General features: G+C 45.0%; 17 protein-coding genes. 12 read left to right on the top strand and 5 right to left on the bottom strand.

What is annotated here, in order from left to right:
- The first annotated feature begins 48 nt into the window (after positions 1-48).
- The 6 genes from RDK53_RS08805 (at position 49) to ispF (ending at position 6205) form a co-directional block, all read left to right on the top strand.
- On the top strand, positions 49-693 hold the full coding sequence (locus RDK53_RS08805) for a nitroreductase family protein (RefSeq protein WP_308514217.1): 645 nt from the start codon (positions 49-51) through the stop codon (positions 691-693).
- A 158-nt stretch (positions 694-851) separates the two neighbouring features.
- A complete protein-coding gene (locus RDK53_RS08800) occupies positions 852-2663 on the top strand; it encodes a PhnD/SsuA/transferrin family substrate-binding protein (RefSeq protein ID WP_308514216.1) in 1812 nt (603 codons plus the stop codon).
- A complete protein-coding gene (locus RDK53_RS08795) occupies positions 2664-3290 on the top strand; it encodes a response regulator (RefSeq protein ID WP_308514215.1) in 627 nt (208 codons plus the stop codon).
- Positions 3287-4717 (top strand): flavocytochrome c, encoded by a 1431-nt coding sequence (locus RDK53_RS08790; RefSeq protein ID WP_308514214.1) that lies wholly within the window; start codon positions 3287-3289, stop codon positions 4715-4717. Before RDK53_RS08795 ends, RDK53_RS08790 begins: the two co-directional genes overlap by 4 nt.
- A 298-nt stretch (positions 4718-5015) precedes the next feature.
- The gene (gene ispD / locus RDK53_RS08785) at positions 5016-5723 is read left to right on the top strand and encodes a 2-C-methyl-D-erythritol 4-phosphate cytidylyltransferase (protein ID WP_308514213.1); all 708 of its coding nucleotides are present in this window, start codon (positions 5016-5018) and stop codon (positions 5721-5723) included.
- Positions 5720-6205: a 2-C-methyl-D-erythritol 2,4-cyclodiphosphate synthase gene (gene ispF, locus RDK53_RS08780; protein WP_308514212.1), complete on the top strand. Its 486-nt coding sequence runs from the start codon at positions 5720-5722 to the stop codon at positions 6203-6205. Before ispD ends, ispF begins: the two co-directional genes overlap by 4 nt.
- Before the next feature lie 5 nt (positions 6206-6210).
- Here the strand turns inward: ispF and RDK53_RS08775 are convergent, their stop codons facing one another.
- Both RDK53_RS08775 and ompR read right to left on the bottom strand, forming a co-directional pair.
- Positions 6211-7533 (bottom strand): ATP-binding protein, encoded by a 1323-nt coding sequence (locus tag RDK53_RS08775; RefSeq protein WP_308514211.1) that lies wholly within the window; start codon positions 7531-7533, stop codon positions 6211-6213.
- Between the two features lie 90 nt (positions 7534-7623).
- On the bottom strand, positions 7624-8397 hold the full coding sequence (gene ompR / locus RDK53_RS08770) for a two-component system response regulator OmpR (RefSeq protein ID WP_308514210.1): 774 nt from the start codon (positions 8395-8397) through the stop codon (positions 7624-7626).
- Between the two features lie 190 nt (positions 8398-8587).
- Here ompR and RDK53_RS08765 point away from each other — a divergent pair, with 190 nt between their 5' ends.
- Genes RDK53_RS08765 through serB form a run of 6 tightly spaced genes read left to right on the top strand, consistent with a single transcriptional unit; the run spans position 8588 to position 15687 of the window.
- Positions 8588-9241 (top strand): hypothetical protein, encoded by a 654-nt coding sequence (locus RDK53_RS08765; RefSeq protein WP_308514209.1) that lies wholly within the window; start codon positions 8588-8590, stop codon positions 9239-9241.
- A gap of 29 nt (positions 9242-9270) precedes the next feature.
- Positions 9271-9990 carry a tRNA (adenosine(37)-N6)-threonylcarbamoyltransferase complex dimerization subunit type 1 TsaB gene (gene tsaB, locus RDK53_RS08760; protein ID WP_308514207.1) on the top strand — a complete coding sequence of 240 codons (720 nt, stop codon included), beginning with the start codon at positions 9271-9273 and terminating at the stop codon, positions 9988-9990.
- A gap of 16 nt (positions 9991-10006) precedes the next feature.
- Positions 10007-10471, top strand: a complete 465-nt coding sequence (gene rimI / locus RDK53_RS08755; protein ID WP_308514206.1) for a ribosomal protein S18-alanine N-acetyltransferase — start codon at positions 10007-10009, stop codon at positions 10469-10471.
- Positions 10465-11361, top strand: a complete 897-nt coding sequence (locus tag RDK53_RS08750) for a uracil-DNA glycosylase (RefSeq protein WP_308514205.1) — start codon at positions 10465-10467, stop codon at positions 11359-11361. Before rimI ends, RDK53_RS08750 begins: the two co-directional genes overlap by 7 nt.
- Positions 11354-14830: a transcription-repair coupling factor gene (gene mfd, locus RDK53_RS08745; protein WP_308514204.1), complete on the top strand. Its 3477-nt coding sequence runs from the start codon at positions 11354-11356 to the stop codon at positions 14828-14830. Before RDK53_RS08750 ends, mfd begins: the two co-directional genes overlap by 8 nt.
- Positions 14827-15687 (top strand): phosphoserine phosphatase SerB, encoded by an 861-nt coding sequence (serB, locus tag RDK53_RS08740; protein WP_308514203.1) that lies wholly within the window; start codon positions 14827-14829, stop codon positions 15685-15687. The genes mfd and serB overlap by 4 nt, the downstream gene beginning before the upstream one ends.
- A gap of 252 nt (positions 15688-15939) precedes the next feature.
- On the opposite strand, the gene RDK53_RS08735 is transcribed toward serB, so the two are convergent.
- From RDK53_RS08735 to RDK53_RS08725, 3 genes are all read right to left on the bottom strand, one after another.
- Positions 15940-18915 carry an AAA domain-containing protein gene (locus RDK53_RS08735; protein WP_308514202.1) on the bottom strand — a complete coding sequence of 992 codons (2976 nt, stop codon included), beginning with the start codon at positions 18913-18915 and terminating at the stop codon, positions 15940-15942.
- A gap of 45 nt (positions 18916-18960) precedes the next feature.
- On the bottom strand, positions 18961-20190 hold the full coding sequence (locus RDK53_RS08730; protein ID WP_308514201.1) for a DUF401 family protein: 1230 nt from the start codon (positions 20188-20190) through the stop codon (positions 18961-18963).
- A 149-nt stretch (positions 20191-20339) separates the two neighbouring features.
- Positions 20340-21971 carry a fumarate hydratase gene (locus RDK53_RS08725; protein WP_308514200.1) on the bottom strand — a complete coding sequence of 544 codons (1632 nt, stop codon included), beginning with the start codon at positions 21969-21971 and terminating at the stop codon, positions 20340-20342.
- Positions 21972-22385 lie beyond the last annotated feature (414 nt).

The following is a 22385-nucleotide window of genomic DNA, read 5'->3' as shown; positions in this document are numbered from 1 at the left end:
ATACTATGCCATATCATCATGTAATCGTATTCTATAGGAGAAAAAACGATGGATTTTCTTGAACTGTCCAAGACGCGCTTCACAGCTAAAAAATTTGATCCTTCCAAAAAGATTCCGGAGGACGACATCAAGAAATTAAAAGAGATTCTCAGACTATCTCCCTCTTCAGTTAACAGCCAGCCTTGGGTATTTATTTTCGGTTCCAGCGATGAGGCTAAGAAAAAAATCCGTCCGGCCGTCAACGACTTTAACTGGCCTAGAACAGATACATGCTCGCACTTTGTCGTAATCGCCATCAGAGACGGCCTCAGCGACAAATACTTGGAAGAAATCCTTGATCAAGAAATTAAGGACGGAAGACTTTTGAGCGATCAGATCGTCAAAGAACAAAGAGAATCCAGAAAATACTTCGTCGGTCTTCGCGACTCAGCTCACACAACTTTGACTTGGGAAGCTAAGCAGGCTTACATTGCCATGACTACCCTTCTCTACGGCTCAGCGAGCTTAGGGATTAACTCCACTCCTATTGAAGGCTTTGAAGAAAAAACGATGGACAAGATTCTTGGTTTGGATAATTACGGTTTGAAATCGGTTTTGCTTGTCACACTCGGATACGACGCTGCCAATGACCACAATGCCACTCGTCCTAAATCCAGACTTCCCTTAGATAAGATTATTTGGGAAATGAAGTAATCTATCTTCGTTAACACATGGGAGCTTCGCCTCCCATTTTTTTTGCAGTTTTCAAAAAACTTTGAGCCGAATCGTCCTCCACTTCCTCCAAGCGGTTTCAAAAACTCTTCTCGAAAGTACTCATTATTTTTCTATACAAGATTTGAGAAAATCACCTCATGTTTAGAGGTCGGCTTTTTCTCACAATCTTTGTTTTTGGCTTGAGCGTATTTTGCCAAGGAACCTCTGCACTCGAAAAAGACAGCAGACCCTCTTTGACCATCGGATATGTGAGACAAACAACAACCAACATGGACGATGACGCCATTGGTCCTACGGTTGAGTATCTTCAGGAAAAACTCAATAACAAGTATTCTTTTAGGTTAGTGGCTCTGACCTCCTCGAACCTTATTAGCGAAATCAAATCGATTAAACCGGAATTTCTTATCGTTCCCAGCGAATACTTCATTCAAATTACCGCTTCGGAAGGCCTAGGAGCGCATGATATTGCGGTTAGGAAGACGATTTTTTCTTCCGATGCCTCCCGATCGATAGGCTCGGCTTTCATCACCTCAAAAAATCGAGGCGATATCAAGACAATTGAGGATCTGAAAGGAAAAACGGTTTCAACAGCCGATACTGGTACAGTCGGAGATTGGTGGGCCGCTTTGGGAGAAATTAAGAGAAGAGGGCTTGATCCGGAGAACTTTTTTTCTGAAGTGCGTCTAGCTCCATTCTTCTTTGCAGGAGTAGTCGCTGAAGTTTTGTCAGGTAAATCGGATGTAGGCATCCTTCCGACATGTGCCCTGGAGCAGCTCCAGGCCGAAGGCCTCCTTTCTCCGGGCGCCGTTAAAGTGATAGATGCAGTTCCTAATAATCGTGAACAGGAACCCTTTTATTGTGCTCGTTCAACCGTAGGCCTTTACCCCGGAACCGTTATGGCTTCCATGCAGAATGCTCCGGATAAAGTCGTTAAAGACATTACGGTTGCCCTCTTCACAATGCCGGATACCAATAAAAGCGAATGGGCAGTCAGCAATGACTTTTCCGAGATGTTGGCCCTTATGAAAGACCTTAAGTTCGGCATGTTCGAGAACCTTCGGGATTATTCGGTAAAGAACCTTCTCAAAACTTATTCAACGGAAATATTTATCGTCCTGCTTGTCCTTCTGTTCCTTTTCTTGAACGAGCTCCGAATCCATCGTCTTGTTGACAAACGCACCGCTCAGCTTTCTTCAGCATTAAAGGCCAAAGAAGCCGCAGAACAAGAGGCCATCGAAGGACGCAAACGTCTTTCTCACATTGAAAGATCGGGAGTAATCTCCCAAATGTCCAATATTATTGCGCATGAGCTAAAGCAGCCTTTAGGAGCGCTCATCAACTATGCGGCCGTACTGAAGCTCAAAGCAAAACGACAGGGTTCCGGAGACGACATTACCGCAAAGGTTATCTCCAATATTGACAGCGAAGCCCGGAGAATTGCCTCCATTGTCGACAGCGTCAGAAAATTTGCCAAGAAGGAACAAGCCCCACAAGTCCCTTCCGATCTCCTCAAAATTACCGAAAAAGCTTTGAGAACTTTTGCTCAGCAAGAAGATCCGGAAGCTTCGATTCCTCTTAAATCATCAGTTCAAGAAGCACCCATCCTTGCAGATCCTTTGTCTCTGGAACTATTAATTCTGAATATTATTCGAAACGGTGCTTCGGCAAGTTTGTCCGATACCGGCAAAGTCAGTGTAAAGATCGACCTGGACGATTTAGGAAATAAATGGCTGCTGAAAATATCCAATAAAGGCAAAAGTCTCTCGGATTCTCAATTTGCTCGTCTCTCATCTCTCAGCGAAAGTGTCAAGCCTGAGGGCCTGGGACTTGGATTGGCAATTGTCCGTGAGATCGCCGACAATCACTCCGCCGCATTAAATTTTGAAAGAAGACCCGGAGGCGGAGTAACTGCCAGCATTTCAATAGAAAAATTACAAAGGAAGAACTAAATGGAAGACCTTCAAAAACAAGCTCTCATAAGGATTGTCGATGATGATGAGAGTCTTCTCTTCTCCACCCAGATTTACTTAGAGGCTCTCGGATGGAAAGTGGTGACATACAACAATGCCGTTGACTTTCTAAACCGCGATAATTTGAATTTGCCCGGCTGCCTAATCTTGGACGTTCGTATGCCTCGGATGACAGGTCTAGAACTACAGGAGCTCTTAGAAAGCAGAGGGTTCGCCCATTTTCCAATCATCTTTCTCTCGGGTCACGGCGACATCGAAATGGCCGTTCACACAATGTCCCATGGAGCGGTTACTTTCTTAGAAAAACCCGCTGATCCGGAAAAGCTGGCTGAGGCTGTAAAAAAAGCCGTCAGCATCGGCATAAAGAAAGGAAGCGCGGAAAAAGAATTAAGAGATCTCCGCAGAAAATTCAACTCTCTTACTCCTCGAGAGGTCGAAGTTATTAAGCTTGTAAGCAAAGGTCTTTCTAACAAAGAAATAGCAGAGGCGCTGAATGTAGCCTTAACCACAGTAAAAATGCACCGCGGCAACGCCGTCGACAAGTTAGAAGTCCACTCTGCAGCAGAACTGACTAAAGCATTAGTCTCGTTAGGTGAGGCTTTATGATCTCGCGAAGACAGCTATTGAGCTCCCTTGCGCTGGCCGCCGCCCCTCTGCAGTTAGCCTCTGCACAAGGTCTTTCTCACCTGGACAAGCTCTGGGATGTGATCATCATCGGCTCCGGTTTAGCGGGACTTTCTGCGGCGGTATCCGCAAAAGAAAACGGAGCAGAAAAAGTCTTAGTGATTGAGAAGACTCCTTTACTGGGAGGACACTCTAAGTACTCCAGCGGCTCTTTTTGCGCCGCCCTTCCCACAAATGTTGATGCTCAAGGCAGAAAAGATTCTCCTGAGTTAATGGCTGAAGAGATATTTGAAGGAGGCGGAAGAATAGGAAACATTGAGCTCATCAGAACCCTAGCGGAACAAAGTCGGAGTGCTTACGAGTGGCTGGCATCGATGGGAGTTCGATGGTCAGGACCTTTTATCCCGGTAGGTGCAGTTTATCCTCGAGGCTTCCACGCCCAGGCCCCTTTACCTGGATTTGATTACGTCCTCAAAGTCAACCGTACCGCCAGAGAATTAGGAGTAACCTTCCTCTTCAGCCATCGAGTCCTCGATTTGCTGACAGACTCAAAGACGAGTCGGGTCAACGGTGTGGTAATTAGAAGTGAAGTAGGACAGCTGAAATATCTTCTGGGAAAGTCCGTCATCATTGCAACCGGCGGCTACACGGAAGACAAAGCTCTGCGCCAGAAATACGACCCTCGTCTGTCGCCTTCTTTAACAAGTACCGCCAATCCCTACGGGCGAGGCCTTGATACAGCCACCGGAGACGGACTCAAAATGGCTGTGGCAATCGGGGCCGACACTTTTGACTTAGAACACATTCAGACGTTGTTTTATCTCGGAGGACGTTTACTCGACTACGTCGGCGGCGATATCTACTTGGATCCGAACGGCAAAAGATTTGTGAATGAAGGAGAAACTCTTAAAGAAATCTCTGACACGGTTCTAACTCTAGGGTTACCCGAGATTTGGGTCCTCACGGATTCCAAATCCCACAAAGGACCGAATTTCGAAAATCGAGTAAAGAACGGAATTGTCAACAAATGCGCATCTTTGGAAGAAGTAGCCGCCGTAATGCATTGTCCGGTATCGAATTTAAGAGATACTCTCATGGCTTATAACCTTGATGCCGCCTCCGGAAAGGATTCTCAATTTCATAAAACCACTGTTCTCCAGCAGATTAACTTGCCACCCTATTTTGTTGGAAAAGAAAAACTCGCCGTTCACTACTGCTGCGGGGGCCTGAAGTGCGATGTCAAAGCCCGGGTACTGGATATCTATGAAGAGCCAATCGGCGGACTTTATGTAGCCGGAGAAGCGTCAGGGGGCATTCACGGGAAAAATCGAATGGGAGGCTGCTCGCTTGTGGAATGTGTTGTATTCGGAAGGATTGCAGGCAAGGAAGCGGCAAAATTGTCTTCTTAAACAGAACGACGCTCAGAGCTGAGGATCCGACACCTGCTTTTTCTCTAGGAACATGGCTCTCCGCTAAAAAGAAAAAGACTGGAAAGAACAGCTGCCAACATGTTCTTAACCAGTCGAAATCTAAGGAGAACTAAATGTCGTTAAAGAGAACTCTCTATCAACAAGACGAATTCTAAAGAGAACTCTTTCCTCTCAATACCTCCTTTGGTACATAAAGCTTTTTCTTTAAGTAATTATTCGTACCAAAAATTTTCTTTGGTTGTTAAGATATATAGGTCTAATAATTACTCCTACTGAAATGATTAAGAATCAAGCCAACAATAATCTGACCGCTATTGTGGTTGCGGCAGGAGTCGGCTCCCGCATGGGAGATAAGTCTCCTAAACAATATAAAAAAATCGGCACCAAGACGATGCTGGAACTGTCAATCGATGCATTATTGGCTGAACCGAGAATTACACGGGTTATCGTTGTAGTATCCCCGTCCGATATGCTTGCGCAGTCATTGAACTTTGACAATGATGCCGTGACGGTTGCCCGAGTGGGCGGTTTAACACGAGCTTCCAGTGTTCAAAACGGATTATCTTATGCCGCATTCACCTCGAATGATTGGGTCCTCGTCCATGATGCCGCACGCCCTTGCCTTCTCCCTTCTGATGTCTCAAAACTCATCGACACGTGCATTGAAAATGATAAGGGGGGCCTCCTAGCTGTTCGTGTCAACGACACATTAAAAAAAGAATCCGATCACGGAACAGCTTCCCACACAGTCCCTCGAGAGGGATTATGGGCAGCTCAAACACCTCAGATGTTCAAAGCATTTGACCTAATAGAAGCTTTGGAGAAAGCAGGAGAAAGCGTAACCGATGAGGCAAGTGCAATGGAAAAAACCGGCTGCTCTCCTCTCTTGGTAGAAGGCACGGAAACCAATATCAAAGTCACGAGACCCACAGATCTTTGGCTTGCCGAAGCAATTCTCGATAAAAGAAATAAAGGACTGAAATGACAGTTAGTTTAAGAGTTGGACAAGGATACGACGTCCATAAACTCGTCGAAGGAAGAAAATTCATCCTCGGCGGCGTAGAAATTCCTCATGACAAAGGATTGCTCGGCCATTCAGACGCTGACGTTCTTTTGCATGCCATCACGGATGCGGTCTTAGGTGCAGCCGCCTTGGGAGATATCGGCAGACACTTCCCCGATACGGATGACAAATACAAAGGAGCCGACAGTGAATGGCTCTTAGCCGAGGCTATGCAGAAGGTTCGCGATAAAGGTTACAAACTCGTCAATCTCGACAGCACAGTCATTGCACAAAAACCTAAACTCTCTCCTTATATCAACGAAATTTGCATGAACCTGGCTAACATCCTGCAGATCGATGCGGATTGCGTCAACGTCAAAGCCAAGACAAATGAAAAATTAGGTTTTGAAGGTCAGGAACTGGGAGTCGTCGCTCAAGCTGTTGTACTGCTTGAAAAAGTTTAAGACTTCTATTTTTCCGGCTTCAGCGCGCGGTTAATGAGGCTAGTGGCCACCAGCGGAATACTGACATGAATGCTTAAACCGTTAGGAATATTCTGGGACAAGCGCACTGAACCGCCGGCAGCTCTTGCTGCTCTTTCTACAATTGACAAACCGAGCCCTGAACCGGTCGTGTTGCCGCGGGCTTGGTCTCCTCTCTCAAACGGGCGCAGCACTCTTTCGAACTGCTCTTCCGGCAAGCCTGCTCCGTCATCGGAAACCGTTAATTCCGCCAAGTTCCTCTTCTTGTTGTGCTTGAGAGAAATGTTCAAGCGCAAAATACCGTCCGTGCTTCTGCCGTACTTACCGGCATTAACGATAAGATTCTGAACGGCACGGGAGATATCCGTCGGATTAGCTCGAATTTCAAGGTTCGGATCAACCTCTTCAGTAAGCTGAACGTCATCCGAGCTTTCCATACGGCTCGAAGCGATGGCATCGAGAACCGTTTGAGAAAAGTTAACAACCTCAAGAGGCTGTTCACCTTCCCGTACATAAGCCATGAACTGCTTAACGATGTTTTCCATTTGGTCTAAATCAGAACACATCGCGTCGCGGGTTTCTTCCGATAGTGGAGCTAATTCGACTTCCAGTCTTAAGCGAGTGATAGGCGTTCTGAGGTCATGGCTGACGCCCGCAAGCAAAACCTCACGATCATTGGCCAGTCGCTTCAGGTCCTGCACCATCACATTAAAGCTCTCGTTGACTTCCTGAATTTCCTTAGGACCATCAATCGGCAGAGGTGCGGGAGCCCTGCCTCGGCCTAATTCTCGGGCAAATCGGGCTAGACGCTCTAACGGCTCGATAATTCTGCTGGTCAATAAGACCGTAAACAAAGTCACGACAAAGAGCATGCCGATGAACCAGAAAATCCAGTTCTGGCCTAATCGTTCGGGATTGATGTCTTTTTCAGTTCTAAGCCAGTATTCGTCACCGTCAATATTAAAACTTACCCAAAGACCGGGCATGCCGTTGATGCTCGAGGCAAGTTTCGTTTTAGCTCCAAGCTGTTGGGTGACAAATTCTTCGACCATCGTATTTACCCGATCACTTGGTAACGGCCGAACAATATCACTGCTCTCTTTAGGAAGGATGACGAGACCTTCTCGTTGGGCTAAAGCCATGATCAGATCGAATCGGTAACTTGTATCGGAGCTGATCAGAGCATAGCGGGTCAAGGTAGTGATCGATGTAATCCTTTGGGAAATACCTCTTGCCCGCGGCTCTTCATCCATCACGGATAAAACGTAGAGCCACGCCCCGATACTTGTTACCACAAGAATCAACAGCATCCCGAACGTTCTCCAAAATAAGCCCGAAGACCTAACCGGAGTACGCTGTTGAGAATCTGAATGCTGCTGTTCTTCCATAATTTAAGTTGATTACTTCAGAGCTTCGCTCTTTCCATCCGGAATAAAGACGTAGCCCAAACCCCAGACAGTCTGGAGATAACGCGGATTAGAAGGATCCTCTTCGATAATCTTGCGCAAGCGAGAAACCTGAACGTCCAAAGAACGGTCAAAAGCTTCGTATTCTCTTCCGCGTGCCATTTCCATCAGTTTATCTCTGGAAAGCGGAACTCTCGGATGACGGGCAAATGTCTTCAACACGGCAAATTCACCGGTAGTCAGTGGAATTTCTTCTTCGCCTTTCTTAAGTTTACGTGTACCTAAATCTAATGTGAAGTCACCGAACTGTACAACCTCATCGCCCTTACTTGGAGATCCCGGAGCTTCAACAGGTTCGCGTCTGCGCATAATGGCATGAAGACGAGCCAGCAATTCACGCGGGTTATAGGGTTTCGGCAAGTAGTCGTCAGCACCCAATTCCAAACCCAAAATACGATCAATGTCTTCGCCCTTAGCGGTCAGCATAAGGATCGGAGTATTGTCTTTCATGGCGCGGATGCGTCTGAGAATGGAGAAGCCGTCTTCACCCGGCATCATGACGTCCAAGACGACAGCGTCAAAACGTTCACGAAGCCACAGGCGGTTCATCTGTTGAGCATTTTCAGCAACAGTGACATGCAACCCATTGTTTACTAAAAATTGACGAAGCAAATCGCGCAAACGAGCGTCATCATCGACTACCAGAACACGCGGAGGCCTCTTTGCAATAGATAACGAATCTTTTCTTGAATTTTCCATACCTTGCATATCGATCACCTAAAAATTACTGCTTTTACAGCTTGCAACAGAATTTATGCTATTTTTTAACCCTTTTGTAAATTAGAACTTCCTTTTGGGCACAGAGTTTTATAGCATTACATATAACAATAAACAGAAAACAGAACCGAGGCTTCCTTTGAAAACGTTAATTGGGATATCTGTAACAGTAGTGATTATTATGCTACCTATTGAAGCCGTAGTACAGGCACACCCTAACCAAGAACGTGTGTATCAAAATGTATCGGCCCATAATAGAGTACATAAGGGGCCGGCTTGCGCTTTTGATACCTTACCCATGGAAGAAAAGGCCGTAGCTTGGCTTGATATGTCCCCTCGCCATCGTGATTTTCATTGGAGGGCAATGAGCGCCGAGGAACGCCAGGAACTGAAAAAACATCTCCCTAACAACGCTAAGCAAGCCATGACTCATCGCTATGCGCCTAAGCATTTTTATGACGGCATGAGCGATGTTCCGACCGGTTGGCGCAAACGTTTAACTAACGAAGAAAGAATGATTCTGCGCGAGCAAATTGTTCACGCGCAAAAGAACCTAACCTCTACAAAGTCGAGAAACTCCAAGACCCCGGCTGAAGCTGAAAATGATCTTGAACTTCAAATCAAGATACAAGAGCTCAACGAGAGAATGCACTCCGAATGCATCATGTTCTCCTTCAGTAATTCGGTACAGACTCTTCAGGAACCGAAGGACAATTTAGCAGTTCAGCAATCCCCCGACAGAGAGCTTTCTGCTCCGAAAGACCCTGTAGAGTTATCCGCGTCATCTGCTCAACCTGCTAGCCCAAATCAAGAAACTCCGGCCTCTCAACAGTAGAATATGACCGTTAAATTGGACGGTTATAAATGACGGATACTGCTATCAAACTGCTTTCAATCGAATCTGCCGGAACCCTTTGTTCCGTTGCGGTCGCCGGATTTGGCAAAAATGCTTTCATCTCTTCTGAACCAGGTCAGAAACACACCTCTGTCATCCTTGGAATGATAAGAAATGCACTCCAAGAAGCTTCAGGCTCTTTAGATAGTTTGAATGCCATTGTTTTCGGTGCAGGCCCCGGGGCTTTTACCGGCTTGAGAGTCGCCTGCGGAATGGCTCAAGGCATCGGCTGGGCACTGAATAAAAAGCTGATTGCGGTTAATAACCTCCTTGCCTTAGCGTATAGACAGATAAACGCACTCAAAGAAGAAGATTCTATTCTCGTCTCCACGGATGCCAGAATGCATGAATGCTACACCGCGGTCTTTACCAAGCGCGGAGAAAGGCTGGTTGAACGTGTCCCGGCTTTTCTTTCCGCTCCGGAAGATTTAGTTCGTCATGCGGAAGAATCGAATTGCTCTGCCCTTTGCGGAAATGCTTTTGCTGCCTATCCGGTCGAAATTCCGCCTGCTCTTCAACTGCTTTCGACTGAAGACGCAAATGCAGAAATGCTGCTTGTGCCGGCACTAATTGAATATGGGCAAGACAAACTTATTACCCCTGAACAAGCAGGTCCGTTGTACGTGAGAAATCACGTAGCTCAAACCATTGAAGAGCGTAAAAAAATAAAAGAAGCTAAATCTTCTTAACCTTCTGCAGCGACCCATGACGTCTTACAGAATAACTCTCATGACCGAAGCGCTCCTTCCGGAAACGGAGGCAATTGACAAAGTTTTGTTCCCGCTAGACTTTTGGACGGAAAAGAGCTTTCTCTCTTCGATGAAAGAACATCACTCTTACTGTATTGTCAGTAAAAACGGCAGCAAGGAATCGGTTGCCGGGTATGTCGTTTTTTCATCCGTCTTTGACGAGGGAGAATTGCTGCATATCGGCGTCTCTAAAGAGTTTCAGAAAAAAGGTCTTGCCGGACGAATGCTTTCTTTTATGAATGAATTCGGAGATGCAAATAAAATTAAAAAGTGGTTTCTGGAAGTCCGCCGATCAAATGACCCTGCCGTCGCACTCTATAAAAAATTCGGATTTAAAACGGTAGGAACAAGAAAGAATTACTATAAAACCCCAACGGGAAGAGAAGACGCATTAATCATGGTCAAGGAGACTGCATGTTAGATGAAAGAAAATCTGCTTTATGGCAGGCCTTAGGCCTTGGTCCGGAGTGGGTCCTCAGAGAGGAGCTCCAAGAACTGCAGCATGAACAAGCTCAGGCCAATGTCCCGGCTCCTGTACCAGCTGCGCCGTCCGCACCTGCTCCGACAGCCCCGGCTGCTTTGCGTCAGCCATCTGCAGCTTCTGCCCATCCCCAATCACCTGCAATGCCTTCACCTCGCGTACCAGCTCAGCCTAAAAAAGCTCCGACTCGCAGAAAAGAAGGCAGAGGTGTCGCCTCTGATGCGTTCTCCCCGGCTCGAACTGAAAAGATTAAGAATTCCTCTTGGACAGAAATTATCTCGGAAGTTAAAAATTGTCATATTTGTGATATTTCATCGCACAGAATTTGCGCAGTGCCCGGTGAAGGAACTCCTCCGAAGGATCTTGTGCTCATCGGTGAAGCGCCGGGTGCGGAAGAAGACAGACAAGGCATACCGTTCTGCGGCCCTTCCGGAAAGCTTCTCACGACTATTCTTCACGCTATCGGGTTGGAAAGAGGAAAAGATTTGGGCATTCTCAATACCATCAAATGCCGTCCTCCGATGAATGCCGATCCGTCGACTGAAGAAATGGCTGCCTGCCGGTGCTTCTTGGAGCGTCAGCTTGAATTAATGGATCCGAAAGTTATTGTAGCGATGGGCAAGCCCGCTGCGAAATCGATTTTCGGAACCGATGAAACCCTCACCTCACGGCGGCAGAAAGTGTTTGACATGGTTATTGCCGGCAAATCCCGAAAGGTCATCGTTACTTATCACCCGGCAGCTTTGCTCCGCAATCCTTCGGATAAGAGAAAAGCATGGGTTGATTGGTGTTTAGTTCTCGATACACTGAATAAGGCACGCAATGAGTAAAAATGAAATCAAAAAAATTCCTTTGATTGGCACCTCGCTTGCTGACATCAAACCTGAAACCAGAAAAAAAGAGGAACGGCCTAAAGGTTCTGAACTTTCTCTGTGTATCGCGCAAAATGCCCTTCTCCTGAAAGAGAAAAAAGAGCTGTTGGTGGTTATCTGTGCGAATCCTGCAGATGTCATCAGACTTCAGGAAGAGATTCCTTTTTTTGACGACTCCCTCAAAGTCTTGTCCTTTCCGGATTGGGAAACCCTTCCCTATGATGTGCTGAGTCCTCATGCGGATTTAGTCGGTGAAAGACTGGAGACTCTGTATACGCTGTTAAACAGAAACAGCAAAAATCGAGACCTTGATATTCTCCTCGTCTCCGCGACTACGGCCACGCAGCGTTTGGCACCGAAGCAGTTTATTGGATCCAACTCTTTGATGCTGAAAAAAGGTGAGAACCTAGATCCGCAAAAACTTAAATCCGAATTAGTTCAGGCCGGCTACGAACACGTCACGCAAGTTGTCGCCCAAGGTGAATTCGCCAGCCGCGGGAGCATCCTGGATTTATATCCGATGGGTTCTAAGCTGCCTTTCCGTTTAGATTTCTTTGATGATGAACTCGAACAAATTCGATATTTTGATCCCGACTCTCAAAGATCTTTAGAAGAAGTCCAGGAAAGCCGGCTCTTGCCTGCGCATGAATTTCCAATGAATGATAAGACCAGAGAATTTTTCCTTTCCAATTGGCGGGAAAGATTTGAAGGGAATCCCAGCAAATACACGACATATAAAGATATCGAGAACGGAATTGCTTCTCCGGGAATAGAAAACTATCTTCCGCTTTTCTTCGATCATACCGATACCCTTTTCGATTTTATCGGTGATTCGGCAAAGCTCATGCTTATCGGAGGAATAGAAGAAGCGATTGTGCAGTTCGACCGTGAAAACGAAGAAAGAGCAAAGTTCTTAAAAGCGGAGAATACTCATCCGATTCTTCCTCTGAAAGAACTCTATATGACCTCACCGGAGTTTTTTGATTGCTGTAAAAAATTCCCCAGACTCTCCCTCTTCTCTTCAGATGACAATGCTCCCATCTTTGAGACAAGCATTGCCATTCAAAGAAAAAATCAGGATCCTCTATCAGGACTGAAAGGTTTTGCTAAAACAATCCAAGAGAAAAACGGCAAACTTCTCGTCTTGGCAAACTCTCCGGGCAGATTGGAAACCATCCATCAGCTCTTCAAAGAATATCAATTTAAAGTTGAAATCACCAAAGATTTCAACACCTTCATTGCTTCAAAACACCAATGCTGTCTAGCGTTCGGCCCTTTATATTCGGGCTTAAAGCTGGATAATCCGGTTCTGGCGATTGTGACTGAGGCGGAACTTTACGCCTACAGCGGTAAACCGATAAGAAGAACAAGAAGAAAAACGGAAACCGAGTCCAATCTCGACATGATGATCCGAGATCTTTCGGAACTGAAAGTCGGAGATCCTATCGTGCACCTTGAACATGGGATCGGTCGTTACCGCGGACTTACTACTATAGAGACGCCTGAAGGTCCGGCAGAATTTTTGCAGATTGAGTATGCAAAAGAAGCTAAGCTCTATGTTCCTATCACACATTTGCATCTTATCTCCCGTTATTCCGGAGCTGATCCGGAAAATGCTCCGCTCCACGCTTTAGGCAAAGGAGATTGGGAAAAGGCGAAAAAGAAAGCGGCGAAGATGGTTAGAGATACTGCCGCCGAACTTTTAAATATCTACGCTTTGCGCGAAAGCCGTAAAGGGCACGCTTTTGAATACAGCCAGCAAGATTACGAAGCCTTCTGCGAAGACTTTCCGTTTGAAGAAACCGAGGATCAGCTCTCTGCAATCAGAGCCGTCAAACAAGACATGGAATCCGACAAGCCGATGGATCGTCTGGTCTGCGGCGACGTAGGCTTTGGTAAAACGGAAGTGGCCCTGCGAGCTGCATTTATTGCAGTAATGGGTCATAAACAAGTTGCAGTGCTCTGTCCGACAACGCTTCTTGCCGAGCAGCATGCGGAAACCTTCCGAGACCGCTTCTCAAACTGGCCGGTTAAAGTCGCCGAACTCTCCCGCTTCAGAAGCTCTACGGAAGTAAAGAAAGTCATTGAAGGCCTTGAAGCCGGTACCATCGATATTGTGGTCGGAACCCATAAGCTGCTTTCAGAACAAGTAAAGTTCAAAAATCTCGGTCTTGTCATCATCGATGAGGAACATCGTTTCGGAGTACGTCAGAAAGAACGCTTGAAAGCCATGCGCTCGGAGGTAGATATCCTGACCTTGACTGCGACACCTATTCCGAGAACCTTGTCGATGTCGCTTGAAGGTATTAGAGATTTCTCAGTGATTGCTACGGCACCTCAAAAACGTTTAGCTATTAAGACTTTCGTACAGAGAGAAACAGATTCGCTTGTCAGAGAAGCTTCACTGCGTGAACTGAAACGAGGGGGGCAGGTCTACTACCTCCACAATGAAGTAGAAACGATCCAAAACCGTCTCGATCAGCTTCAAAAACTTATTCCGGAAGCTCGTATCGGTGTAGCTCACGGCCAAATGAACGAAAGAGAGCTGGAAAAGGTGATGCGTGACTTCTACGCTCAAAGAACCAACATTCTGCTCTGTACCACGATTATTGAGACCGGTATTGACGTCCCCAACGCCAACACCATTATCATGCATCGTGCAGATAAATTCGGCTTGGCTCAGCTGCATCAGCTGCGAGGAAGAGTCGGCAGATCTCACCACCAAGCCTACGCCTACTTACTGACTCCGGGGGAAGGAGCCATTACGAAGAATGCGGCAAAACGCCTCGAAGCCATTCAGGAGATGGAAAGCTTAGGAAGCGGATTCTTTCTGGCTATGCATGACCTGGAAATCCGTGGCGCCGGAGAAATTCTCGGGGATAATCAATCGGGCTTGATCACCGGCGTGGGTTTTGAAGTCTATAACCAAATGTTGGAAAAAGCGGTTCTGTCTCTCAAATCCGGAAAAGAACCGGACCTGGAAGCACCCTTAGCGGCCACCACTGAAATTAACCTACATTCTCCAGCCCTGTTGCGCTCTGACTATGTTCATGACGTCCATCAGCGCTTAAATTTCTACAAGAAACTAGCTGCTGCCAAGAAGCGCGAGGAAATTATCGCTATTCAGGAAGAGATTGCAGACAGATTCGGTCCGCTGACTGAGGAAAGCCGCACGCTCATCAAGACGCACTTGATCCGCATAGAAGCCAAAGATCTGGGAATCAGAAAAATCGATGCCGGTGAGTCCGAAGCCATTATTACTTTTGACTCGGATGCACCGGTTGATCCTGCAAAGCTGTTCAGGCTCCTGCAAAGTAGTCGTTTCCTAAAAATGGCCGGACCAACTAAATTAAAATTAACGGATAAAATGGATACTGTCGATAAAAAGACAGAGAAAATCATAAAAATCTTAAAGGAACTAAAGTGAAACAGGACTTGGTTCTTCAGACAAAAATCGGTCATGAACACATACTCGAGAAGTTTCTGAAGTCAATTGGAAAAAAGGGAAAAATCAAAGAGCCCTGCTCCGTCCGACTTTCCGGAATGAATCGTGAAGAATTTGAAAAGCTCTGGAGAGAAAAAGCGCAAGCTCTACAGATTGACGTCTGTTGGGTAGATCCTCATATGAAGCTCACCGACTTCAAGCTTTTTGCGACCGATATGGATTCCACGTTCTTGAATTTAGAAACTTTGGATGAAATGGCTGCTTTCGTCGGTAAAGGCGATGAAGTCTCACGCATCACTGAACTGACCATGCAGGGAAAAATCCGCAACTACGCAGAAAGTTTAACCGCACGCGTCAAATTAATGGCCGGTGTAGATGCTTCCGTAGTCGATCGGCTTATTAAATTCCATATCAAACCTAATCCCGGTGCAGAAGCGCTTGTTTCTGCTTTGAAAAAGGCTGGAATTCCGATGCTTCTTGTCTCCGGCGGATTTAGCTGCGTCACCAACGTAGTTAAAGAAAGATATGGTTTTACCCACGTCATCAGCAATGAGTTAGAAATTAAAGACGGTAAATTAACAGGCAGAGTCACCGGACCTTTCGGTACACCGATTATCGACGGACGCGGAAAAATCTCATACGTTTCCGCATATGCTCTTCAGCATGGTATAGAACTTAACGAGCTCATTACGATGGGCGACGGTTCCAATGATATTCCGATGCTGGAAGCGGCAGGTTTATCAATAGCTTGGCATGCCAAACCGGCAGTTCGTCCTCATGCAAAATACGCTTTTGACTTCGCACCGCTCTCCGGTCTTTTGGCTTTATTCGAACATTAATTAAGGCCTCGAAAGGCCTTAATTAAAATCGTTAGAACCATTGCGCAGCGAAGAAAATTGCTGCGCTTCCAATAGTAGAAAACAAGGAAGAAATTGCAATAACTTTCAATGCTTCTGATTGTTCTTTTTCGTTTTTAATCATATACTTTCACCCTCCTGAATATTCTGGGGGGATGATACTAAATTGTTTGAAAACAATCAATTCTTCTTTGTATCGAACTTTGCCTAAAGCATAGTTTGCGAACAAATTGATTACTCATCTTGAGGAAGATCAGAAAGAACTCCCTCCCCTTTGAAACGCAGCTGATAAACAATTTCGCTCATCGGACCGAGACCTTCCCATTCATTGGCGTTGCCGATAATGATGAGAGATTCGATAGCGCGGCTGACCGCTACATTAATCAGATTCGGAGGCTCGGTTGCCCAAAGTCTGGCTCGTGAGCCCATCTCACCTTTCTTCGAACCTAGTACAAAAATCACGATATCGGCCTGCTGCCCCTGCATGACGTGTGTGGTGCCGATTCTAACAATGCGGAAAAAATCATTGCTTCGGCTTGCACCTTTTAGTTTTCCTCGAACTGCCGCTGCAACGGCACGGAACGGAGTGACGATCATTAACGTCTTGGGTTTGCTCAACTCACCTCGCAAATTTGCGTTGACCAATCTGCCATAGATATAACGAAGAACATCAATAACCGCGTCAATTTCTTCATCTACAGCATTTGTTGAATATTCCTGTTCAGGATTAACATCGAGCCAAAAACTTGGAATCAACGCTTCAATTGAGCCTCTATTGCGCCTTTCTTTACCCAAGACCATTTGGTTTTCGTAAGAAATAGCATTTGAAATATCAAACATCGGAGAAAAACTTCTTCTTTGGGCTCTAAGCGGAAGTCCAGTCCAAATAGAGGTCTCGATGTTCTCTCCAATGCGAGTGCCGTAGGTCTGAGTGTTATCACAGAGGTTTTGCAGACTGAAATTAAAAGGAGACCAGTTTCTTAACTTTTTATTCTCATCCGTTAAAAGTTCATTAATGACCTTTGGCAATGTAACTACCGGCTGAAGCTGCTGCGGGTCTCCGACAACAATAAGCCTCTTTGCCTTCTGCATCATCAGCACAGCCGACTGCGGCGTAACCTGGGAGGCTTCATCGATTAAAACCCATGGCAAAGAGCCTTTCAAATATTTACCGAAGCGCAGCGGAGAAGAAGCCAAAGTAGATGAAATCAGGGGGCAAAAGAAACAAAAGGTTCCTAAGAAAGGAAGCGGATCGTTAATAAACTCTCTGTTTCCCATCGTCAAGAATGACTTTTCTATTGAATTCACGAAACGCTGACGATGAATCAAAATCGTATATTTGTGAAGTCTCAGAGAAGACAAAAATAATTTAGTCCGAAGACTGTCGAGCTCAGGTGCGGTATAAATTTGTTCCAGATGTCGGTCTAAATTTTCTCTCTTACTGAAATCGAAATAGAGTTCGCTGCTCTTTAAGCTTTCTTCTTTATGCAGAATGGACGTAACTTTGCTTCCAAGCAAGGAAGAGGGAGATGCGGCTTTAATATCCTTTAAATAAACTTTGTATTGCTCCGAGAGGCTCTCTCTTACTTGTGTATGCAGCTTCAAAAAGTTTTCTTTTTCCTTCTCCCAGAGTTTGCACACCTGAGCAAATCCACCGAGCTTTTCTTCTTCTGCGGCAAAAACATTTGACAGAACGGATTTGCGATTCTTATCCCGCTTGAACAACGCATCATAGGCTTTATTCCAGTTGGCGGACTTACCCAATGGAAGAGAGAGAAGCCCCCAAGCCCATTGATTCTGTCCAAAAATTTCGTTGGAAAGATCAGAAAAATAATCTCCTTCCTCTTCTTCAAAACCATATTGAAGAGGAATTTCTTTAGAGATATTCTCAATCGCGTTGTTTGTGTTGGAAACAACAATAATCGGAAAGTCCTTAGTGAAATTCGGTTTTAAAACCTGAACCGGGGTTGTGTCGGAATAGGAGATTTCAAAAATTTCCTCGTTTCTGATATCTGAAATCCCGGCAATTTCATATCCTCTTCTGACGACCACGTCTGCTAAAACGTCTCGGAGAAGAGTTGTTTTACCCGTGCCCGGAGGACCATTAACGGTAACGATGGGATTGTATTCACTAGCCTGACAAATCCGAGATACTGCAATCTGCTGGCAAACAGACAACTTCTTGCTTAAGGAATCAGGCCATCGTCCAAGATTAAATAAACGCGGATCGGCAATTTCGTACAGAGCACGAGGATCTCTTAACACATCGTTGCGGACGCTGTTCCCGTGAGAATATTTAAAGAAATTCGTTAGAACTTTACTCAAAAGCAATTCCGGTTTCTTTTCTTTTACCGCCAAAGAAAGATTGCCTAAGGGATCCAGATAAGGAGAGTTCATAAAATCATCGACGACTTTATGCGGTCTTTTTTGGAATTGTTCTACAACCCACACAGAATCAGCGGCAGCAATACCGGCAAGCTTACAAACATAACGACTGACTTCATCCAAAAAAGCAACGTTAACTTTTAGCTCATCTGGCTGACGAAGATCTCTCAGCTTTCTTACACCATGCTTAGACTTCGTGTACTCAACCGAGTACACCTCTTTCAGGTCTTTCTCAGGCACGTTAGAACTCCAAGCGCTCTTAAGATAGTCTCGGCACAAAGAAAAAAAATGAGAAACCAGAGTGTCCCCTACGGCCAATTGTTCTGATTCGCCGGAGAGTTCCGAGCTTAAAGAAGAATTGTGTAAAGCCAGCCAACTCAAAGCTGAAGATGCATTAAATGTATGAGGGAGAACCTTTCCGAAATGGTTGATTTTAAAAGTTGCAAGGCACATCTTTCCGTTGCCGGCCGACTCGAAAAAACCAATATCGCTGACTTCAAGGTCTCTTTTAGACTTGGCTGCGCTGAGAATATTAACGACCTTCTTAACATATTCATTAATCTCTACTACTCCAACACAGACAGTAAAGATCTTCATATATTCAGCAACTTCAAATTTTTCCGTGAGTCGATCCAACTCTATTTGGAAAGATCTTTTGCCCTCCTCTTTTACTTTATCCCAAATAAAAATATTCGCATTTTGCGTATTTATTCCGTCAGACAAATCCGCCATCAACATGTCCGGCTGGAGCTCAAAAGGCGTGAGCTCCTCGACCGTCATCCAGTACTTCAGAATGTTGGAAAGTTCAATGGGATCTAATTTCATGTATCAGTGGTTAAGAGCTTCCTGTAAAAGCTCAAGAAAATTGGACTAGAGGAGATAATATCTGAAATAAGTCCATGCTGAATAGCAAATCAGCATAACTAAGGAAATAAAACCGCATCGTCCGATGACGTTCCACATATTAGCCTTGAAATATTCTACGGTTACCAGAATACACAGATGAACCGGCGTCATCATTTGCCCTGCCAGACCAAAAACCATAGCAGTTGCGACAAGCAAAATATTACCCGGCGACATTAAAGCGACAATCGGAATGACAACAGCAATATAGCCTTGTGATTGGCCGGTCATTAAACCGAAAATAAAAGCCAAAGCAGCGACTATAACTTCCTGCGGTAAAGAAGAAGAATTAAAGGCATTAACAATTTCATCCAAGACGCCTGTGATTGTCAGCAACTGAATAAAGTAAAGAATCAGAACCACGTTTACTAAAAGCTTTACATCCAGACTTTCCAAGAAAACATTCTTAATAGGAATCTTTCTGCCGAAGGCGTAAAAAATTGGAATGAAGCCGACAACAACAAGTCCCATAGAAATAGCTGCTGAAATGCCGAAGCTCACGATTAATAAGAAAGATGCAATGATCGGACCGAAAGCTAAGAAGAGACTCTTCCAATCAATATCGCGATCATTTGTCGTATTCGTCGCTTTTTCTTTGTCAACAATCTTCAAAGGCTGAACCAATAGTATCCAGCCAAGAACAAAGCAAAGAATCGTCACCCAACCTACTTGAATAATTAAGTCTTGGATTGTGACGTTGGCAATACCACAAGCAAGAATCATGCCGGGCATTAAGGGATTGGAAAACTCAAAGATGTGGCGGAACCACAAATTAATCACGCTTTTTTGTTCAGCGTTGACAGCTATTCCTTGAGAGGCTTCTTCAACAATCGGAGCAGAAAATCTCGCGCCTCCCATAGAAGGCAGTAAGCCAAGAAAAGCCGGCATAACCGCCAAAGTAACTTTATTGCTGGAGAAAATATTTCTGAAAGTTTTCACCAGACCGGAGAGAGAGCCGCTGGTTCTAAGCTCAACTTCCAGGCACATTACAAAATACAAACAAAATATTAAGTCCCAATTCCTTTGGATTTTGGCTGCTTGAATTGCCGCCTCCCAAAGATCAGGGAAAGATCTTGATTCGAATAACCAAATAAAAAGGCCGCCGCAAAGGATGGAAATTCCCATCATGACTTTGAAACGCAAAAGGATAACGATCAAAGCCATCGCAGCAATCACAATATAAAAGACTGAGTCCATTGAAAAACCTTGGGAATTATTGTTTTATTAAGTTGCAATATTATAAAAGCCTTGCGATTGATGAACCTAAAGACAAGGTTGTTTTCGCAAGGCAAAAAAAGTCCGCGAGACTAAGCCCGCGGAAATTCAATCAAAGGTCAAGCAAAACTTTACTTACGCGGTTTTAATTGAGTAAAGAAGTCGTTTCCTTTGTCATCAACAAGGATGAAGGCCGGGAAGTTTTCAACCTCAATTTCATAAACAGCTTCCATACCGAGTTCGGGGTATTCAATGCACTTGATGCTCTTGATGGAAGAGTCAGCCAATGCTGCGGCAACACCGCCGATGGTTCCGAGATAGAAGCCGCCGTGTTTCTTGCAAGCATCAGTAACTACTTGGGTTCTGTTGCCTTTAGCAATCATAACGTGAGAGCCGCCGGCAGCCATGAACGGATCAGCATACGGATCCATACGGTTAGCCGTTGTCGGGCCCATTGCACCGCAAGCATAACCTGCAGGAGTCTTAGCCGGTCCGGCATAAAGAACAGGATGGTTCTTAATGTAGTCAGGAAGTTCTTCGCCTCTGTCTAAACGTTCTTTGAGTTTAGCGTGAGCAATGTCGCGAGCAACAATGATCTTGCCTGTCATAGAAACACGTGTAGAGACTGGATACTTAGAGAGTTCTTTTCTGATTTCATCCATCGGTTTGTTCAAGTCAATCTGAACACCGGTGTCAGAACCTTCGTTCTTGTATTCTTCAGGGATCAATTCTTCAGGATGTTCATCTAATTTTTCGATGAACAAGCCTTCAGCTGTGATCTTGCACTTGACGTTACGGTCTGCAGAGCAGCTAACACCGATACCGATCGGGCAGCTAGCGCCATGGCGAGGCAAGCGAACTACACGAATATCATGAGCCAGATACTTACCGCCGAACTGAGCGCCTAAACCGATATTGTTGGTCATCTCGAGAAGCTTTTCTTCTAATTCAAGATCTCTGAAAGCTCTACCGGTTTCGTCGCCTGTTGTCGGAAGAGAATCATAGAAGTGAGTAGAAGCAAGCTTAACCGTAAGCATCGTCTTTTCAGCAGATGTACCGCCGATAACAATAGCAATGTGATACGGAGGACAAGCGGCTGTACCGAGATCTTTGATCTGCTGCATCAAGAACGGAATTAAAGCATCCGGATTAAGAATAGCTTTAGTCTTTTGGAAGAGATAAGACTTGTTAGCTGAACCGCCGCCTTTGACGACACAAAGGAAGTTGTATTCCATACCTTCTACTGCTTCAATATCGATCTGAGCAGGAAGATTGCAGCGGGTATTAACTTCTTTGTACATTGTCAGAGGAGCATTCTGAGAATAACGCAGAGCCTCTGTCGTGTAGGTGTCATAAACGCCTTTACTGATTGCTTCAGCGTCATCAAATCCTGTCCAAACCTGCTGGCCTTTTTCACCATGAATGATTGCTGTACCGGTATCCTGGCAGATAGGCAAAACACGATTAGCAGAGATCTGAGCATTTCTGAGCATTGTGACTGCTACGTATTTATCGTTATCGGAAGCCTCCGGGTCATGAAGAATCTTGGCAACAGCTTCATTGTGAGATCTTCTCAAAAGGAAGTTCACATCTTTAAAAGCCTGATGAATAAGAGTTGTGATACCTTCTTTTTCGATTTTTAGAATAGGTTGGCCTTCAAACTCTCCAAGGGAGACAAATTTATCTGTTAACCGATAATATTCCGTCTTATCTTCTCCCATTTGGAACATTGGAGCATAGTTGAAGGAAGGGGTTTCTGCCATGCAAATCTCCTTAAATAATTTCTAAAGACTGACTGTGACCGTAAAGATACACCGATTTTATGAATAAATGTAAAATATTTAACCTTTAGTTAATATAAACCCGTATAACTTTCGGATGATTAGGTCACAAATAAGAGGAGAGAAGATTAGTAAATTATCTAATAAATTAATAAGTTAAATTCGAATATCTAAAACTTATGAACTAGATAATAACTTATTTAAGGTATAACAAAAATAAGACAGATACTAGGGTATTTGCTAATTATTATGTTTGAAATTTCAAACGGAAATTATAAAACAGAAAACCCTCGGAGCCGTAATGACTTCGAGGGTCTGTTTTAAATAATTGAGCCCGGAGGCTACCTACTTTCGCAAGAAATACAACTCACTATCATCGGCGTGGAGGCGTTTCAC

The organism is uncultured Turicimonas sp. (genome assembly GCF_902477955.1).
Lineage (GTDB): Bacteria > Pseudomonadota > Gammaproteobacteria > Burkholderiales > Burkholderiaceae_F > Turicimonas.
This window is presented reverse-complemented; position numbering and strand designations above follow the sequence as displayed.

What these genes read in the sequence shown, in the direction of transcription:
- tsaB (WP_308514207.1), top strand. Translation starts at nt 9,271, where the DNA reads ATGACGGATACTGCTATCAAACTGCTTTCAATCGAATCTGCCGGAACC.
- RDK53_RS08765 (WP_308514209.1), top strand. Translation starts at nt 8,588, where the DNA reads ATGCTACCTATTGAAGCCGTAGTACAGGCACACCCTAACCAAGAACGT.
- RDK53_RS08750 (WP_308514205.1), top strand. Translation starts at nt 10,465, where the DNA reads ATGTTAGATGAAAGAAAATCTGCTTTATGGCAGGCCTTAGGCCTTGGT.
- rimI (WP_308514206.1), top strand. Translation starts at nt 10,007, where the DNA reads ATGACGTCTTACAGAATAACTCTCATGACCGAAGCGCTCCTTCCGGAA.
- RDK53_RS08800 (WP_308514216.1), top strand. Translation starts at nt 852, where the DNA reads ATGTTTAGAGGTCGGCTTTTTCTCACAATCTTTGTTTTTGGCTTGAGC.
- RDK53_RS08735 (WP_308514202.1), bottom strand. Translation starts at nt 18,915, where the DNA reads ATGAAATTAGATCCCATTGAACTTTCCAACATTCTGAAGTACTGGATG.
- mfd (WP_308514204.1), top strand. Translation starts at nt 11,354, where the DNA reads ATGAGTAAAAATGAAATCAAAAAAATTCCTTTGATTGGCACCTCGCTT.
- ompR (WP_308514210.1), bottom strand. Translation starts at nt 8,397, where the DNA reads ATGCAAGGTATGGAAAATTCAAGAAAAGATTCGTTATCTATTGCAAAG.
- RDK53_RS08775 (WP_308514211.1), bottom strand. Translation starts at nt 7,533, where the DNA reads ATGCTGTTGATTCTTGTGGTAACAAGTATCGGGGCGTGGCTCTACGTT.
- RDK53_RS08730 (WP_308514201.1), bottom strand. Translation starts at nt 20,190, where the DNA reads ATGGACTCAGTCTTTTATATTGTGATTGCTGCGATGGCTTTGATCGTT.
- RDK53_RS08805 (WP_308514217.1), top strand. Translation starts at nt 49, where the DNA reads ATGGATTTTCTTGAACTGTCCAAGACGCGCTTCACAGCTAAAAAATTT.
- ispD (WP_308514213.1), top strand. Translation starts at nt 5,016, where the DNA reads ATGATTAAGAATCAAGCCAACAATAATCTGACCGCTATTGTGGTTGCG.
- ispF (WP_308514212.1), top strand. Translation starts at nt 5,720, where the DNA reads ATGACAGTTAGTTTAAGAGTTGGACAAGGATACGACGTCCATAAACTC.
- RDK53_RS08725 (WP_308514200.1), bottom strand. Translation starts at nt 21,971, where the DNA reads ATGGCAGAAACCCCTTCCTTCAACTATGCTCCAATGTTCCAAATGGGA.
- RDK53_RS08790 (WP_308514214.1), top strand. Translation starts at nt 3,287, where the DNA reads ATGATCTCGCGAAGACAGCTATTGAGCTCCCTTGCGCTGGCCGCCGCC.
- RDK53_RS08795 (WP_308514215.1), top strand. Translation starts at nt 2,664, where the DNA reads ATGGAAGACCTTCAAAAACAAGCTCTCATAAGGATTGTCGATGATGAT.